This window comes from Hydrogenophaga sp. FW305-3-2-15-A-LB1 (assembly GCF_058787875.1).
The window spans coordinates 14,108-29,153 of sequence record NZ_JBYTAE010000002.1 but is presented as its reverse complement, the minus strand read 5'-3'; the positions used below and the strand labels follow the sequence as shown (position 1 = coordinate 29,153).

Sequence of the window (15,046 nt, the reverse complement as noted above, 5' to 3'; positions counted from 1 at the left end):
CCGGGGAAACCCCGTGGGCTCAGTGCAGACCGGCGATGCCGGACTGGCGGGCTTCGAAATGCCGGAACAGCTGCACGGCCATCATCCGCAGCGTGTCGTCGGCCATGTTGTGGGCATGCGCAAGTTGTTCCAGCGCGTAGCGGCGGTCGCAGATCATCAGCGCCCGGCTCACGCACATGCCCTGGGACGACATGCGCAGGCAGAAGTGCTCCAGCAGTTCGGCGGGCCAGGCGGGCGCCATGCCCCGCCCCAGCCAGCTGGACGCGCTGGCGAGGTCGTTCGAATCTTGGCCGGGTGACGGGTTCATGCGGAACTCCTGCGACAAGGGGTGGGCCGCGCCACCCTTGGCACAGCCTTCACAGGTCACAAGATTAAGTTCGCGGCCCGGGCCGCGGTGCGCCGAACAGCGCCCGAAAAGCCGCCCTGCTCCGGGCGCTCGGCCGCTCGTCCCGGGAATCAGGCCGGCTGGGCGGCCAGGCGCGCGAAAGCGTCCACCACTTCGGGGGGCGCCTGCACCAGTTCGATCAGCACGCCCTCGCCCGCGATGGGGAATTCCTCATTCGCCTTGGGGTGCAGGAAGGTGATGTCGAAGCCCGCCGCGCCCTGGCGGATGCCGCCCGGCGCAAAGCGCACGCCCTGGGCGCCGAGCCACTGCACGGCGGTGGGCAGGTCGTCGATCCACAGGCCGATGTGGTTGAGCGGCGTGGTGTGCACCGCCGGCTTCTTCTCGGGGTCCAGCGGCTGCATCAGGTCGACCTCGACCTTGAACGGGCCGGCGCCGATGGCGCAGATGTCCTCGTCCACGTTCTCGCGTTCGCTGCGGAAGGTGCCCGTGACCTCCAGGCCCAGCATGTCGACCCAGAGCTTCTGCAGGCGCTGCTTGTCGGGCCCGCCGATGGCGATCTGCTGGATGCCCAGCACCTTGAAAGGACGTGAGGAGGAAGGCATGTCTCAATGAACTCCGTTGAGGGAAACGGGCGCGCGCTCCAGCGCCCAGACCGTGGCCGGTGGCAGGTTGGCCCAGACCGAGGCCGAGCGCCGCCAGTGCCAGCCCGGGGGAATGCCGTTGAAGGGCCGCAGGTGCGGCGCCGCGTAGGTGTACTGGATCAGGCGCGAGCCCGGCTGGCGGCCGATCAAGCTCAGCATGGCGTTCACGCACTCGCGGGCTTCGTCACGCGGCATGGACAGCAGCGGCAGGGACGACACCAGCGTGACGGGCGAGCGCGCCTCGATCGTGAGCTGGTTCACGTCGGAGGCACAGTGGTTGAGCACCTCGGCCAGCGGGAAGGCGTGGCGCAGCAGGCGGGCGAAGTCGGGGTCGCGCTCGATCACCACGAAACGCTCCAGCGCCGCGAACGACATGGCCAGCTCGCGCGTGATGGCACCGGTGCCCGCGCCCACCTCGATCAGCACGCCAGGCTGGCTGCGCCAGACCTCGCTCACGATGGCCCGGGCCAGTGCCCGGGAAGCCGGTGCGATGGCACCCATGCGGCGCGGATCGCGCAAACATCCCAGGGCGAAAGCCAGACCATGCTTCATGCGAATCCTTCAGAGCCGGGTGGCTTTGCAGGTTAGCGCATTTCACGGCCCGCTGTCCGTATCCAAAGGTGCCCACCCGCGCCTCAACCGAATTCGACGATCGGCTGGTCCACCACCAGCGACTCGCCCATCTTCGCCAGCACCTTGGAGACCACGCCGTCGGCGGCGGCGAACAGCACGTTTTCCATCTTCATGGCCTCGATCACGGCCACGCGCTCGCCGGCCTGCACCTTCTGGCCCGGCTGCACCGCCACCTCGACCAGCAGGCCCGGCATGGGCGAGAGCACGTATTTGCTCATGTCGGCCGGCGCCTTGAACGGCATGAGGGCGTGCAGCTCGGCCATGCGCGGCGACACCACCATGGTCTCGATGCGCGTGCCGTTGTGCTGCACCACCAGGGCCAGCGGGTTGCGCGGCGTGCCGCGCTCGATCTGCGCCGTGTAGGGCTGGCCGTTGCAGGTGCCGGTCACGCAGATGTCGTTCAGGCGCGAGGGGCTGGACATCGCGTAGCGCTTGCCGTCCACGGTCACCACGGCCGAGCCGAGCTGGCCCACCACCTCGTCCACATGCACGGACTTGTAGGCGTGTTCGCCCTGGGCGTCGAGCACGATCACCGAGTAGTCGTGGCCCACCTTCACGCCATAGCCGGGCAACTGGCCCGACAGGCCAGCCGCGCGCTCGCGCGACTTGCGCCGCACGAAGGCGGCCAGGGCGACGAGGAAGTCCGGGTCGCTGTGCGGCACGTCTTCGGCGCGGAAACCCTGGCCATAGTGCTCGGCGATGAAACCGGTGTTGAAGTCGCCCGCGACGAATTTCGGGTGCGCCAGCAGCGCGGCCTGGAAGGGAATGTTGCTGCTGATGCCCCGGATCACGAAGCCATTGAGCGCCTCGCGCATCTTGGCAATCGCGTCCAGCCGGTCCTTGCCGTGCACGATGAGCTTGGCGATCATCGAGTCGTAGAACATCGGAATCTCGCCACCGTCCTGCACACCGGTGTCCACGCGCACGCCGAGCAGATCGGCGGTGTTGCCCTGGAACATGGTCTGCGCCGGCGGCGCGAAACGCACCAGACGGCCGGTGCTGGGCAGGAAGTTGCGGAACGGGTCCTCGGCGTTGATGCGGCATTCGATGGCCCAGCCGTTGCGCTGCACCTGGGCCTGCGTCAGCGGCAGCTTCTCGCCGGCCGCCACGCGGATCATCAGCTCCACCAGGTCCAGCCCGGTGATGCACTCCGTCACCGGGTGCTCGACCTGCAGGCGCGTGTTCATCTCCAGGAAGTAGAAGTCCTGGTTCTTGCCGACCACGAACTCCACCGTGCCCGCGCTCTGGTACTTCACCGCCTTGGCCAGGGCCACGGCCTGCTCGCCCATGGCCTTGCGCGTGGCCTCCGAGATGAAGGGCGATGGCGCCTCTTCGATCACCTTCTGGTGGCGGCGCTGGATGGAGCATTCACGCTCGTTGAGGTAGATCACGTTGCCGTGCGAATCGCCCAGCACCTGGATCTCGATGTGGCGCGGCTCCTGCACGAACTTCTCGATGAAGATGCGGTCGTCGCCGAAGCTGTTGCGCGCCTCGTTGCGGCAACTGGTGAACCCCTCCAGCGCTTCCTTGTCGTTGAAGGCCACGCGCAGGCCCTTGCCGCCGCCGCCCGCGCTGGCCTTGATCATCACGGGGTAGCCGATGTCGCGGGCGATCTCCACCGCGCGGTCGGCGGATTCGATCGCGTCGTTCCAGCCCGGGATGGTGTTGACCTTGGCGGCGTTGGCCAGCTTCTTCGAAGCGATCTTGTCGCCCATGGCCGCGATGCTGAAGTGCTTGGGACCGATGAAGGCCATGCCCTCGTCTTCCACGCGCTTGGCGAAGGCCTCGTTCTCCGACAGGAAGCCATAGCCCGGGTGGATGGCCTGGGCGCCGGTGCGCTTGGCGGCCTCGATGATCTTGTCCGCGACCAGGTAGGACTCGCGCGAGGGCGCGGGGCCGAGCAGCACGGCCTCGTCGGCCAGCTGCACGTGGCGCGCCTCCTTGTCGGCCTCGGAATACACCGCCACCGTGGCGATGCCCATCTTCTTCGCGGTGGCGATCACGCGGCAGGCGATCTCGCCGCGGTTGGCAATCAGGATCTTGGTAAACATCATTTGTCCAATCTGTTCTTTACCGACTCATGTCCGGAGCAACATTCCAGAAGTGCCGCGGAACCGGCTTTGCCGGGCCGCTGGCGCTGCCCCCTTGAGGGGGTGACGCGCGAAGCGCGGCGCGGGGGTGGGCCTGTTCACAGCGGAATGTTGCCGTGCTTGCGCCACGGGTTCTCGAGCTTCTTGTCCTTCAGCATCACCAGGCTGCGGCAGATGCGCTTGCGCGTCTCGTGCGGCAGGATGACGTCGTCGATGAAGCCGCGCGCGCCCGCCACGAAGGGGTTGGCGAAGCGGGCCTTGTACTCGGCCTCGCGCTGCGCGAGCTTGACCGGGTCCTTCTTCTCTTCGCGGAAGATGATCTCCACCGCGCCCTTGGCGCCCATCACCGCGATCTCGGCGTTGGGCCAGGCGAAATTCACGTCGCCGCGCAGGTGCTTGGAGCTCATCACGTCGTAGGCGCCGCCGTAGGCCTTGCGCGTGATCACGGTGATCTTGGGCACTGTGCACTCGGCGTACGCGTAGAGCAGCTTGGCGCCGTGCTTGATGATGCCGCCGTACTCCTGCGAGGTGCCGGGCATGAAGCCGGGCACGTCCACGAAGGTAACCACCGGGATGTTGAAGGCATCGCAGAAGCGCACGAAGCGCGCGGCCTTGATCGAGCTCTTGATGTCCAGGCAGCCGGCCAGCACCAGCGGCTGGTTGGCCACGATGCCCACGGTCTGGCCGTCCATGCGGGCGAAGCCGATCAGGATGTTCTTGGCGTACTCGGGCTGCAGCTCGAAGAAGTCGCCGTCGTCCACCGTCTTGACGATGAGCTCCTTCATGTCGTACGGCTTGTTCGGGTTCTCGGGCACCAGCGAGTCCAGGCTCAGTTCCATGCGGTCGATCGGGTCGCCGCTGGGGCGCACCGGCGCCTTCTCGCGGTTGTTGAGCGGCAGGTAGTTGTAGAGGCGGCGCAGCATCAGCAGCGCCTCCACGTCGTTCTCGAAGGCCAGGTCGGCCACACCGCTCTTGGTGGTGTGCGTGATGGCACCGCCCAGTTCCTCGGAGGTCACCTCTTCGTGCGTCACCGTCTTCACCACCTCGGGGCCGGTGACGAACATGTAGCTCGAGTCCTTGACCATGAAGATGAAGTCGGTCATGGCGGGTGAGTACACCGCGCCGCCGGCCGAGGGGCCCATGATCATGCTGATCTGCGGCACCACGCCCGAGGCCATCACGTTGCGCTGGAACACGTCGGCATAACCGCCGAGCGAGGCCACGCCTTCCTGGATGCGCGCGCCGCCCGAGTCGTTCAGGCCGATCACCGGCGCGCCGACCTTCATCGCCTGGTCCATCACCTTGCAGATCTTCTCCGCGTGCGCTTCGGACAGCGCGCCGCCGAAGACGGTGAAGTCCTGGCTGAACACGAACACCAGGCGGCCGTTGATCATGCCGTAGCCCGTCACCACGCCGTCGCCGGGGATCTTGTTGTCCTGCATGCCGAAGTCAGTGCAGCGGTGCTCGACGAACATGTCCCACTCTTCGAAAGTGCCCTCGTCGAGCAGCACCTCCAGCCGCTCGCGCGCGCTCAGCTTGCCCTTGGCGTGCTGCGCGGCGATGCGCTTCTCGCCACCGCCCAGCCGCGCCGCGGCGCGCTTGCGTTCGAGTTGTTCAAGGATGTCCTGCATGGTGGTTCTCCGGAGGAAACGGTCGGTCAGTCAAAGAGGTCGAGCAGCTGGCGCGCCGCGGTGGACGGCGGCAGTTCGCCCGCCAGCACCCGGCGGGTGGTCTCGTCGAGGTCGGCGCGCACCTGGGGGTGCGCGCGGAAGCGTTGTTTGAGGCCGGCGTCGATGCGTTCCCACATCCAGGCGCGGGCCTGTTGCTGGCGGCGCTGGGCGAGCTGGCCGTTGCCGGTCTGCAGCGCGCGAAAACGCGAGACTTCGGCCCAGAAGGCGTCCACGCCCCGGCCTTGCAGCGCGCTGAGCTGGATCACCTGCGGGTGCCAGAGGCCGTCGTTGTGGTGCGCGTGCTCGGGGTGGCCATGCAGGCCGAGCAGGCGCAGCGAGGAGGTGATCTGCGCGCGCGCGCGCGTGGCGGCGTCGGGGTCCAGGTCGGCCTTGTTGATGACCACCAGGTCGGCCAGCTCCATCACGCCCTTCTTGATCGCCTGCAGGTCGTCGCCCGCGTTGGGCAGCTGCATCAGCACGAACATGTCCGTCATGCCGCTCACCGCGGTCTCGCTCTGGCCCACGCCCACGGTCTCGACGATCACGATGTCGTGGCCGGCCGCTTCGCAGACCATCATGGCCTCGCGCGTCTTTTCGGCCACGCCGCCCAGCGTGCCGCTGCTCGGGCTGGGCCGGATGTAGGCCTGGTCGTGCACCGAGAGTTTTTCCATGCGCGTCTTGTCGCCCAGGATCGAGCCGCCCGAGACGGAAGAGGACGGGTCGATGGTCAGCACCGCCACGCGGTGCCCCTTCCCGATCAGGTACAGGCCCAGCGCCTCGATGAAGGTGCTCTTGCCCACGCCCGGCACGCCGCTGATGCCCAGGCGCAATGCGTTCCCGGTGTGCGGCAGCAAGGCGGTGAGCAGCTCGTCGCCCTGGGCTCGGTGGTCCGCGCGGGTGGACTCCAGCAGCGTGATGGCCTTGGCCATGGCGCGGCGCTGCGTGGCAGGCGCGCCACGCACGATGCCTTCCAGCAATGCCTGAGGGGTCACCCCAAAGCCTTCCGGATCTGCTCCAGCACGTCTTTCGCGCTCGCCGGGATCGGCGTGCCCGGGCCGTAGATGCCCTTGACGCCCGACTCGTACAGGAAGTCGTAGTCCTGGCGCGGGATCACGCCGCCCACGAACACGATGATGTCGTCCGCGCCCTGCTTCTTCAGCTCGGCGATGATGGCCGGCACCAGGGCCTTGTGGCCGGCGGCCAGGGTGGACACGCCCACCGCGTGCACGTCGTTCTCGATCGCCTGGCGCGCGCATTCTTCGGGCGTCTGGAACAGCGGACCCATGTCGACGTCGAAGCCGAGGTCGGCGAACGCCGTGGCCACCACCTTGGCGCCCCGGTCGTGGCCGTCCTGCCCGAGCTTGCTGATCATCACGCGGGGCCGGCGGCCCTGCTCCTCGGCGAAGGTGTTGATCTCGGTCTTGAGGGCTTCCCAGCCCTCGGCGGAATCGTAGGCAGCTGCGTACACACCGGTCACCTTTTGCGTATCGGCGCGGTGGCGCCCGTAAATCTTCTCCAGCGCATCGCTCACCTCGCCCACCGTGGCGCGCAGGCGGATGGCCTGGATCGACAGGTCCAGCAGGTTGCCCTCGCCGCTGTCGGCCGCAGCGGTCAGCGCCTCCAGCGCGGCCTGCACCTTCGCCGCGTCGCGCGTGGCCTTGATCTGTTTCAGGCGGGCGATCTGCCCGTCGCGCACCGCCACGTTGTCGATGTCGCGCGCCTCGATCGGGTCTTCCTGCTTGAGCTTGTACTTGTTGACGCCGACGATCACGTCCTTGCCCGAGTCGATGCGCGCCTGCTTCTCGGCGGCGGCGGCTTCGATCTTGAGCTTGGCCCAGCCGCTGTCCACCGCCTTGGTCATGCCGCCCATGGCCTCCACTTCTTCGATGATGGCCCAGGCCTTGTCGGCCATCTCCTGCGTGAGGCTCTCCATCATGTAGCTGCCGGCCCAGGGGTCCACCACGTTGGTGATGTGCGTCTCTTCCTGGATGATGAGCTGCGTGTTGCGCGCGATGCGCGCGCTGAACTCGGTGGGCAGCGCGATGGCCTCGTCGAACGAGTTGGTGTGCAGCGACTGCGTGCCGCCGAACACCGCGGCCATGGCCTCGATGGCGGTGCGCACCACGTTGTTGTAAGGGTCCTGTTCGGTGAGCGACCAGCCCGAGGTCTGGCAGTGCGTGCGCAGCATCAGGCTCTTGGGGTTCCTGGCGTTGAAGCCCTTCATGATGCGCGTCCACAGCAGGCGGGCGGCGCGCATCTTGGCGATCTCCAGGTAGAAGTTCATGCCGATCGCCCAGAAGAAGGACAGGCGCCCGGCGAAGTCGTCCACGTCCATGCCCTTGGCGATCGCGGTCTTCACATACTCCTTGCCATCGGCCAGCGTGAAGGCCAGCTCCAGCGCCTGGTTGGCGCCGGCTTCCTGCATGTGGTAGCCCGAGATCGAGATCGAGTTGAACTTCGGCATGTGCCGCGCCGTGTATTCGATGATGTCGCCGATGATCTTCATCGACGGCTCGGGCGGGAAGATGTAGGTGTTGCGGACCATGAACTCCTTGAGGATGTCGTTCTGGATGGTGCCGCTGAGCTGGTCCTGCCCAACCCCCTGCTCCTCCGCCGCCACCACATAACCCGCCAGCACGGGCAGCACCGCGCCGTTCATGGTCATGGACACGCTCACCTTGTCCAGCGGGATCTGGTCGAACAGAATCTTCATGTCCTCCACGCTGTCGATCGCCACGCCGGCCTTGCCCACGTCGCCGGTGACGCGCGGGTGGTCGCTGTCGTAGCCCCGGTGCGTGGCTAGGTCGAACGCGACCGAGACGCCCTGCCCGCCCGCGGCCAGGGCCTTGCGGTAGAAGGCGTTGCTCTCTTCGGCGGTGGAGAAGCCCGCGTATTGGCGGATCGTCCACGGCCGCACCGCGTACATGGTGGCCTGCGGGCCACGGATGAAGGGCTCGAAGCCTGGCAGGGTGTTGGTGTGCGGCAGCCCGGCCGTGTCTTCGGCGGTGTACAGCGGCTTGACGCGGATGCCGTCGGGCGTGACCCAGTCCAGCGCCGAGACATCGCCACCGGGTGCGGATTTGCGGGCCGCCTGAGCCCAGGCTTCCAGGGTGGCTGCGTTGAATTCGGGCTGTTTCTGGCTCATGGCAAAACTCGGTTTGGACGGGATCAGGACCGCCGGGATTCTACATGATTCATAATTATTGATGCAAAATATTCCTATTGGCTTACAATGCCGGCCTGTGTCCCACACCCCCGATTGACCCCTCCCTGACCATGTCCGCTTTGTCGCTTTCGCCCCGCGCCCTGTACGAAGAAGTCGCCGAGCTGCTGCGCCAGCGCATCTTCCGCCGCGAGCTCGAGCCCGGCAGCTGGATCGACGAGCTCAAGCTCGCCGAGGAATACGGCATCAGCCGCACCCCGCTGCGCGAAGCGCTCAAGGTGCTGGCCGCCGAAGGCCTGGTCACGATGAAGGTGCGGCGCGGCGCCTACGTCACCGAAGTGTCCGAGAAAGACCTTGCGGATGTCTACCACCTGCTGGCCCTGCTGGAGTCGGACGCGGCCGGCGTGGTGGCCGCGCGCGCCAGCGACGAGGAGCTGGCCAGCCTGCAGGCCTTGCACCAGGAACTGGAAGCCGCCGTGGGCGAGCGCGACCGCTTCTTCGCGCTCAACGAGCAGTTCCACATGCGCGTGCTCGAACTCGCGCGCAACCGCTGGCGCGAGCAGATGGTGGCCGACCTGCGCAAGGTGATGAAGCTCAACCGCCACAACTCGCTGCTCAAGAGCGGGCGCATCGAAGAGTCGCTGGCCGAGCACCGCGCCATCGTGGCCGCGCTCACGCAGCGCGACGCCGCGTTGACGGTGCAGCGCATGCGCGAGCACTTCGAGAACGGCCTGGAAGCCGCGGCCTGACCGATCCCGGCCCACGGGCCGCTGGTAAAGTCCCGCCTGCCTTTCTGCCGCGCGACTTGCGCCCGCGCGGCGCGCCGCCATCGCCCCATTCCCAGAACAACCCATGTCCGTTCCACTCCCTGCCCAACCCGGCATCCTCCAGCCCATTCCCACCCAGGCCCGCTACCTCAGTTGCCAATTGCGCATCGGCGCCACCCCCCAGGCCGTGCTGCGCGAACTCGCTGCTTTCGCCGATGGCGAAGCGACCGTCGTCGGCCTGGGCGAGTCGCTGGTGCGTGCGCTCGGCACGCAGGTCCCTGGGCTCAAAAGCTTCCCTCAGATCGAGGGCGCGCTCGTCAAACTGCCGGCCACGCCCATCGACCTCCTGATCTGGTTGCGTGGCAGCGACCGCGGGGAACTGTTGCTGCGCAGCCGCCAGCTGGAGGCCTTGCTGGCGCCGGCCTTCGAGCTGCGCGCCATCACCGACGCCTTCAGCCACCGCACCAACCACGACCTCAGCGGCTACGAAGACGGCACGGAAAACCCGCAGGGCGAGGACGCGCTCGCCGCGGCCCTGGTGGCCCAGGGCCCGCTGGCTGGCAGCAGCTTCCTGGCGGTGCAGCGCTGGCGCCACCAGTTGAGCCATTTCGCCGCCATGCCCGAGCTGCAACGCGACCACGTCTTCGGCCGCGCCCACCACAACAACGAAGAACTCGACGACGCACCGGCCTCGGCGCACGTGAAGCGCACGGCCCAGGAAGACTTCGAGCCGCCGGCGTTCGTGCTGCGCCGTGCCATGCCCTGGGCGGAGGGCAACGAAGGCGGCTCCATGTTCACCGCCTTCGGCCACTCGTTCGATGCCTACGAAGCCCTGCTGCGCCGCATGTCGGGCGCGGAGGACGGCGTGGTCGACGCCCTCTTCTCCTTCACGGAACCGGAAACCGGGGCCTACTTCTGGTGCCCGCCCCTGCACCAGGGCCGCATCGACCTGCGCGCCGTGGGGCTCTGAGCCTCAGGCGCCCACCAGGCCGTCGGTTTCGGCTTCCTGGCCCACGTGGGCCTGGGCCATGGCCCACACCTCGCGCGGAGGCAGTGGTTTCAGGCGGTGGTCGCTCCAGACCTGGCGCCAGCGCCGCGCGCCGCGCAACCCGTGGCGCAGGCCCAGCATGTGGCGCGCGATCGCGTACCAGGGGCAACCGTCTTCCAGGAAGGCGCGCTCCATGTAGGCCACCATCTGCTCTTCCACCGCTTCGCGCGTCACGGTGGACGGCGCGGCGCCGAAGAAGGCCTCGTCCCAGCCGGTGAGCACCCAGGGGTTGTGGTACGCCTCGCGGCCGACCATCACGCCATCGACCGCACTCAGGTGCTCGGCGATCTGCGCGTTGGTGGTGAAGCCGCCATTGATGGCAAAGGTGAGTTGCGGAAAGTCCTGCTTGAGGCGGTGCGCGAGTTCGTAGCGCAGCGGCGGAATCTCGCGGTTCTCTTTCGGCGAGAGGCCGTCCAGCCAGGCGTTGCGCGCGTGCACCAGGAACACGCCGCAGCCGGCCTCGCTCACGGTCCCGACGAAATCGCGCACGAAGTCGTAGCTCTCGACCCGGTCGATGCCGATGCGGTGTTTGACGGTGACGGGAATCGAGACCGCGTCCACCATGGCCTTGACCCCGTCGGCCACGGTTTGCGGCTCGGCCATCAGGCAGGCGCCGAAGGCCCCGCGCTGCACGCGGTCGCTCGGGCAGCCGCAGTTGAGGTTGATCTCGTCGTAGCCCCATTGCTCGCCCAGGCGCGCGGCGCTTGCCAGCTCGGCGGCGTCGCTGCCCCCCAGCTGCAAGGCCACCGGGTGTTCCTCGGCGTTGAAACGCAGGTGGCGTTGCACGCTGCCGTGGGTGAGCGCGCCCGTGGTCACCATCTCGGTGTACAGCAGGGTGTGCTTCGAGAGCAGGCGATGCAGGTAGCGGCAGTGGCGGTCGGTCCAGTCCATCATGGGCGCGACGGACAGGCGCCAGGGACTCGGAGCTTGCAGGGTGGGATGTGGTTGCACCCCGGTATTTTCTCACCCCGGCGAGCAGGCAAAAGAAAACCCGCCGAAGCGGGTTGAACCTCCTGGCGGAGGGAAGCTCGGGGGGGAGGGAGCTTCGGAGACTTGGTGTGACAGTCACGCCAGTATTCCGGCGCTGCCGCAGGCCCCTTGTCGGAGAGTTGCCGACGCGCTTGTAGGACGGGAGGAGATTCGCCGCGCCAGGGGTGGAAGCGGCCGGGTTGCACCACCACAATGGGCCATGCATACACCAACACGACCCCATCTGAACCTCTTGGCTTGCGCCCTCGCCGCGCTGGCGCTGGCCGGCTGTGCCGCCGCAGAACAAAGGGTGGATCTGCAACCGCCTGTGGCCAGCGGTGCCGGTGTGCAGGTGCAGGACTCGCGGCATGACACCGATCTGAAGCTCAAGACGGACACCGGCACCCTGCCTGTCGAGATCCGGCCCCCGGTCGCCGAGGCCCTGCGGAACTGGGTGGCCGCCAGCTACACCGGGCCTCAACCCTTTTACGTGGGCTTGCAGCGCCTGGAGCTGCAGCACCAGGGCGGCCTGGCCTCGGGAGACGAACTGTCCTGCACCGTGGAATCGCAGGTGCGCGTGGGTGGTGAGGTGGGGCGGCCCGTGCGCACCCGGGTGCACAACAACGCCCGGCTGACACCCGATGCCACCAGCGCGGTCCAGCTCATCGTCTCGCAATGCCTGGAAGCCCACGCCAGGGACATCAACGCGCCGACGGGCAGCCGCTAGGCTCCCCGCCTTCGTGATCGTCCGATCAGAACATCAGGGCGATCAGGATGATGATGGGAATGGGGACACCGAGGAAAAACAGCAGCAGGGATTGCATGGAAGGCTCCTTGGAAAGGTGAAGGGGTGTGCAGGGCGGGAACTCAGGCCCGATCGCGCTGGCGGCCACCGAAGGTTGCGGCCAGGCTGGCGAAGAAGGCGCCGATCAGCAAGGAAACGAACAGCCACAGCGCGCCATAGGCCGACGCCTTGCGCGCCTTGTCGGCCGCCTCGCGCGCGGCGGTTTCGGCTTCGCGGGCCTTGATCTGCATCCGCCCGAAGGTGTCGGTCACGCGCTTCTGTGCGTCCTGCGCGCTGACGCCGGTGCGCAAGGCCACCTGCTGGCCGAGGTAGCTGGCGTCCTCGGGCGGCAAGGCGCCGTTCTTCAGGGCCGTGAGGAAGATGCCCGAAGCATCGGCAGCGATCGCGGCAGGCGACGGGTTCACCATCAACACGCCCGGGGCGCCGGCCGTCGACGCCGCCGCCGCGTCGGTCCGGAACAGCGTGCCGACAAAGTAGTCCAGGTCGGCCTCGCCGTCCTTTTCACCATCGGCCTTGTCCGCCACCTGGGCCACCGCCGCACCCGCGCCACCGGCCGCCACCGTGGCGCCGGCGTTCACACCGGTGCCCACGATCGCACCGATCACCGAGGTGAGCAGCGTTGCCGTGGCCAGGGTCGCCACCGCCCAGGCCAGGAAGCCGTGCGCGGTGTCGCGGAAGTAGACCTCGTCGGCCTGCGTGCCGGCCCAGCGCGTGCGCAGCCGACCGGCCAGATAGCCGCCCATGCCAGAGGCCACCAGTTGGGTGAAGGAAATCCAGAGGATGGTCGAGACGCCGAAGGTGGCGGCACCGATGCCCTGCTGCACCCAGGGCGAGACCGATGCCAGCCCCAGCCCTGTGCCCAGGATGAGCAGGATCAGCGAGAGCGCGGCCGCGCCGGCCGCGCCGGCGAACACCGCGGGCCAGGACACCGCGTGCTCGGATGCCGGCGCCACGGCGATGTCGTCGAATGTGGGCGAATGGGTCAATGCCATGATGGGCCTCCTGTTGGAATGTCAGGCCATCATGGGTGGCGTCCTCATGGGCGCCTGTCGGACGGGTGCGCGAAGGCGTGTAGGACCGGCCCTGGTGCCGATCCGAGGTCAGGCCGCGGCGCGCGCGCCCGGGTTCGCGAGCTGGGAATGCTCGATCACGTAGCGCGTCATCGACTGCGCCAGCTCTTCCTCACCCAGGAAGACCTTGCCGGCGACTTCTTTCTCGAGCAGGCCGGCCTCTTCCTCGCTGTGCGTGCGCACCACGGTCTGAATCTCGGGATTGAGGGCGCGGGCGGTGGCGATCATCTGCCGCACGTTGAGCGTGTCGGGCGTGGCGATCACCAGCATGCCGGCGCGCGCGATGTGGGCCTGGATCAGCACCGCCGGGTCCGCCGCGTCGCCGAACACGGCAGCAATGCCGCGCTCGCGCAGCCGCTCGACGATGTCGCGATTCTCTTCGGCCACCACATAGGGCAAATGCTGTTCATCCAGCGCGGCGGCGATGCGCCGCCCCACCCGGCCGTAACCCACCAACACCACCTGGCGCGAGAGAAATTTCTCGTGCGTGGTCATGGGCAGTTCGGCCAACGGGTCGTCGCGCTGTTCCAGCTTGCGCGCGAACTCGGAGTTCTTGCGCAGCCATTCCTGCAGCGGGTTGATGGCCTTGAACCACAGCGGGTTGGTGGCGATGGAGATGAGCGCACCCGCCAGCACCAGGCTCTGCCCCTCGGGCGGCAGCAGGCCCAGCGATGCCCCCAGGCCGACCAGGATGAAGGAGAACTCGCCGATCTGCGCCAGGCTGGCGGAGACGGTGAGCGCGGTGTTGAGCGGGTAGCGCATGGCCACCACCAGGGCGGCGGCGGCCACCGACTTGCCCACGATGATGATCAGCACCACGCCGAGCACCTGCAGCGGGCGCTCGATCAGCACGGCGGGGTTGAACAGCATGCCCACCGAGACGAAGAACAGCACCGCGAAGGCATCGCGCAGCGGCAGCGACTCTTCGGCCGCGCGGTGGCTGAACTCCGATTCGCGCAGCACCATGCCGGCGAAGAAGGCACCCAGCGCGAACGACACGCCGAACAGCGCCGCCGAGGCGAACGCGATGCTCACCGCCGCCGCCACCACGCACAGCGTGAACAGCTCGCGCGAACCGGTGCGCGTGACCTGCCACAGCAGCCAGGGGAACACCCGGCGCCCCACCACCAGCATCAGCGCCACGAAGCCACCCACCTGCAGCAGGGTGAAGCCCAGCGTGCGCCAGATCGAATCGAGATCGCCGTCCGAGCCCTTGCCGCCCAGAAAGCCCGCCAGCGGCGGCAGCAGCACCAGCACCAGCACCATGGCCAGGTCTTCCACCACCAGCCAGCCCACCGCGATGCGGCCCGTGAAGGAATCGAGAATGCCCAGGCTCTCCAGCGCCCGCAGCAGCACCACAGTGCTGGCCACCGAGAGCGACACGCCGAACACCAGCGCCGAGCCGAAGCTCCAGTCCCACCACCACATGGCCATGCCAATACCCATCAGCGTGGCGACCGCCATCTGCACCACCGCGCCGGGCAAGGCGATCTTGCGCACCGAGAGCAGATCTTCCAGGGAAAAATGCAGGCCCACGCCGAACATCAGCAGCATCACACCGATCTCGGCGAGCTGGGCGGCGATGCCGGCGTCGGCCACGAAGCCCGGCGTGAACGGTCCGATGATCACACCCGCCAGCAGGTAGCCCACCAGCGCGGGCAGGCGCACCTTGGCCGCCAGGAAGCCGAGGATCAGTGCCAGACCCAGGCCCGCAGCAATGGTGTTGATCAGTGAAACGCTGTGCGGCATGGGCCGGAAACTCCTTGGCGGAAAGGGGGTGGGGGTGCGGTCGAATTTACACCACGCTTTCGCAGGAACCATGCCCGCAACAAAAAACCCGCCGA

The 15,046-nt window shown here is 67.8% G+C and carries 13 protein-coding genes; 3 read left to right on the top strand and 10 right to left on the bottom strand.

The genetic code is table 11. From position 1 onward, the window contains the following. Positions 1-19 precede the first annotated feature (19 nt). The 7 genes from AC3WPZ_RS00880 to scpA all read right to left on the bottom strand — a co-directional run bounded on the left by AC3WPZ_RS00880 (position 20) and on the right by scpA (position 8,525). The gene (locus tag AC3WPZ_RS00880) at positions 20-307 is read right to left on the bottom strand and encodes a hypothetical protein (protein WP_492432023.1); all 288 of its coding nucleotides are present in this window, start codon (positions 305-307) and stop codon (positions 20-22) included. A gap of 149 nt (positions 308-456) precedes the next feature. After that, positions 457-948, bottom strand: coding sequence for a VOC family protein (locus tag AC3WPZ_RS00875; RefSeq protein ID WP_382324543.1), 492 nt, complete (start codon positions 946-948; stop codon positions 457-459). A 3-nt stretch (positions 949-951) separates the two neighbouring features. After that, positions 952-1,539: a class I SAM-dependent methyltransferase gene (locus tag AC3WPZ_RS00870; RefSeq protein ID WP_444686457.1), complete on the bottom strand. Its 588-nt coding sequence runs from the start codon at positions 1,537-1,539 to the stop codon at positions 952-954. Positions 1,540-1,622: 83 nt separating this feature from the next. Beyond that, positions 1,623-3,671, bottom strand: coding sequence for an acetyl-CoA carboxylase biotin carboxylase subunit (locus AC3WPZ_RS00865; RefSeq protein ID WP_382324539.1), 2,049 nt, complete (start codon positions 3,669-3,671; stop codon positions 1,623-1,625). 137 nt (positions 3,672-3,808) lie between these two features. Beyond that, the gene (locus AC3WPZ_RS00860; RefSeq protein WP_291116648.1) at positions 3,809-5,341 is read right to left on the bottom strand and encodes an acyl-CoA carboxylase subunit beta; all 1,533 of its coding nucleotides are present in this window, start codon (positions 5,339-5,341) and stop codon (positions 3,809-3,811) included. Positions 5,342-5,367: 26 nt separating this feature from the next. Continuing rightward, a complete protein-coding gene (gene meaB / locus AC3WPZ_RS00855; protein ID WP_492432026.1) occupies positions 5,368-6,372 on the bottom strand; it encodes a methylmalonyl Co-A mutase-associated GTPase MeaB in 1,005 nt (334 codons plus the stop codon). Beyond that, positions 6,369-8,525, bottom strand: coding sequence for a methylmalonyl-CoA mutase (gene scpA / locus AC3WPZ_RS00850; RefSeq protein ID WP_492437767.1), 2,157 nt, complete (start codon positions 8,523-8,525; stop codon positions 6,369-6,371). Before scpA ends, meaB begins: the two co-directional genes overlap by 4 nt. Before the next feature lie 131 nt (positions 8,526-8,656). On the opposite strand from scpA, the gene AC3WPZ_RS00845 reads away from it, so the two are divergent. Further along, entirely contained in the window at positions 8,657-9,292 is a 636-nt protein-coding gene (locus AC3WPZ_RS00845; RefSeq protein ID WP_382324537.1) for a GntR family transcriptional regulator, read from the top strand. Between the two features lie 103 nt (positions 9,293-9,395). After that, positions 9,396-10,280, top strand: coding sequence for a Dyp-type peroxidase (locus AC3WPZ_RS00840; RefSeq protein WP_382324535.1), 885 nt, complete (start codon positions 9,396-9,398; stop codon positions 10,278-10,280). 3 nt (positions 10,281-10,283) lie between these two features. Here the strand turns inward: AC3WPZ_RS00840 and dusA are convergent, their stop codons facing one another. Beyond that, a complete protein-coding gene (gene dusA / locus AC3WPZ_RS00835) occupies positions 10,284-11,309 on the bottom strand; it encodes a tRNA dihydrouridine(20/20a) synthase DusA (protein ID WP_492437765.1) in 1,026 nt (341 codons plus the stop codon). Between the two features lie 328 nt (positions 11,310-11,637). On the opposite strand from dusA, the gene AC3WPZ_RS00830 reads away from it, so the two are divergent. Further along, positions 11,638-12,054: a hypothetical protein gene (locus tag AC3WPZ_RS00830; protein ID WP_444691237.1), complete on the top strand. Its 417-nt coding sequence runs from the start codon at positions 11,638-11,640 to the stop codon at positions 12,052-12,054. Between the two features lie 140 nt (positions 12,055-12,194). Here AC3WPZ_RS00830 and AC3WPZ_RS00825 read toward each other — a convergent pair whose 3' ends face one another. Both AC3WPZ_RS00825 and AC3WPZ_RS00820 read right to left on the bottom strand, forming a co-directional pair. Next, positions 12,195-13,124, bottom strand: coding sequence for a hypothetical protein (locus AC3WPZ_RS00825; protein ID WP_444686454.1), 930 nt, complete (start codon positions 13,122-13,124; stop codon positions 12,195-12,197). 108 nt (positions 13,125-13,232) lie between these two features. Continuing rightward, positions 13,233-14,951 (bottom strand): cation:proton antiporter domain-containing protein, encoded by a 1,719-nt coding sequence (locus AC3WPZ_RS00820; protein WP_492432033.1) that lies wholly within the window; start codon positions 14,949-14,951, stop codon positions 13,233-13,235. Between the last annotated feature and the right edge of the window lie 95 nt (positions 14,952-15,046).

Excerpts from the sequence above, each read along its gene's own strand:
- AC3WPZ_RS00880 (WP_492432023.1), bottom strand. The coding sequence starts at position 307 with ATGAACCCGTCACCCGGCCAAGATTCGAACGACCTCGCCAGCGCGTCC.
- AC3WPZ_RS00875 (WP_382324543.1), bottom strand. The coding sequence starts at position 948 with ATGCCTTCCTCCTCACGTCCTTTCAAGGTGCTGGGCATCCAGCAGATC.
- AC3WPZ_RS00870 (WP_444686457.1), bottom strand. The coding sequence starts at position 1,539 with ATGAAGCATGGTCTGGCTTTCGCCCTGGGATGTTTGCGCGATCCGCGC.
- AC3WPZ_RS00865 (WP_382324539.1), bottom strand. The coding sequence starts at position 3,671 with ATGTTTACCAAGATCCTGATTGCCAACCGCGGCGAGATCGCCTGCCGC.
- AC3WPZ_RS00860 (WP_291116648.1), bottom strand. The coding sequence starts at position 5,341 with ATGCAGGACATCCTTGAACAACTCGAACGCAAGCGCGCCGCGGCGCGG.
- scpA (WP_492437767.1), bottom strand. The coding sequence starts at position 8,525 with ATGAGCCAGAAACAGCCCGAATTCAACGCAGCCACCCTGGAAGCCTGG.
- AC3WPZ_RS00845 (WP_382324537.1), top strand. The coding sequence starts at position 8,657 with ATGTCCGCTTTGTCGCTTTCGCCCCGCGCCCTGTACGAAGAAGTCGCC.
- AC3WPZ_RS00840 (WP_382324535.1), top strand. The coding sequence starts at position 9,396 with ATGTCCGTTCCACTCCCTGCCCAACCCGGCATCCTCCAGCCCATTCCC.
- AC3WPZ_RS00825 (WP_444686454.1), bottom strand. The coding sequence starts at position 13,124 with ATGGCATTGACCCATTCGCCCACATTCGACGACATCGCCGTGGCGCCG.
- AC3WPZ_RS00820 (WP_492432033.1), bottom strand. The coding sequence starts at position 14,951 with ATGCCGCACAGCGTTTCACTGATCAACACCATTGCTGCGGGCCTGGGT.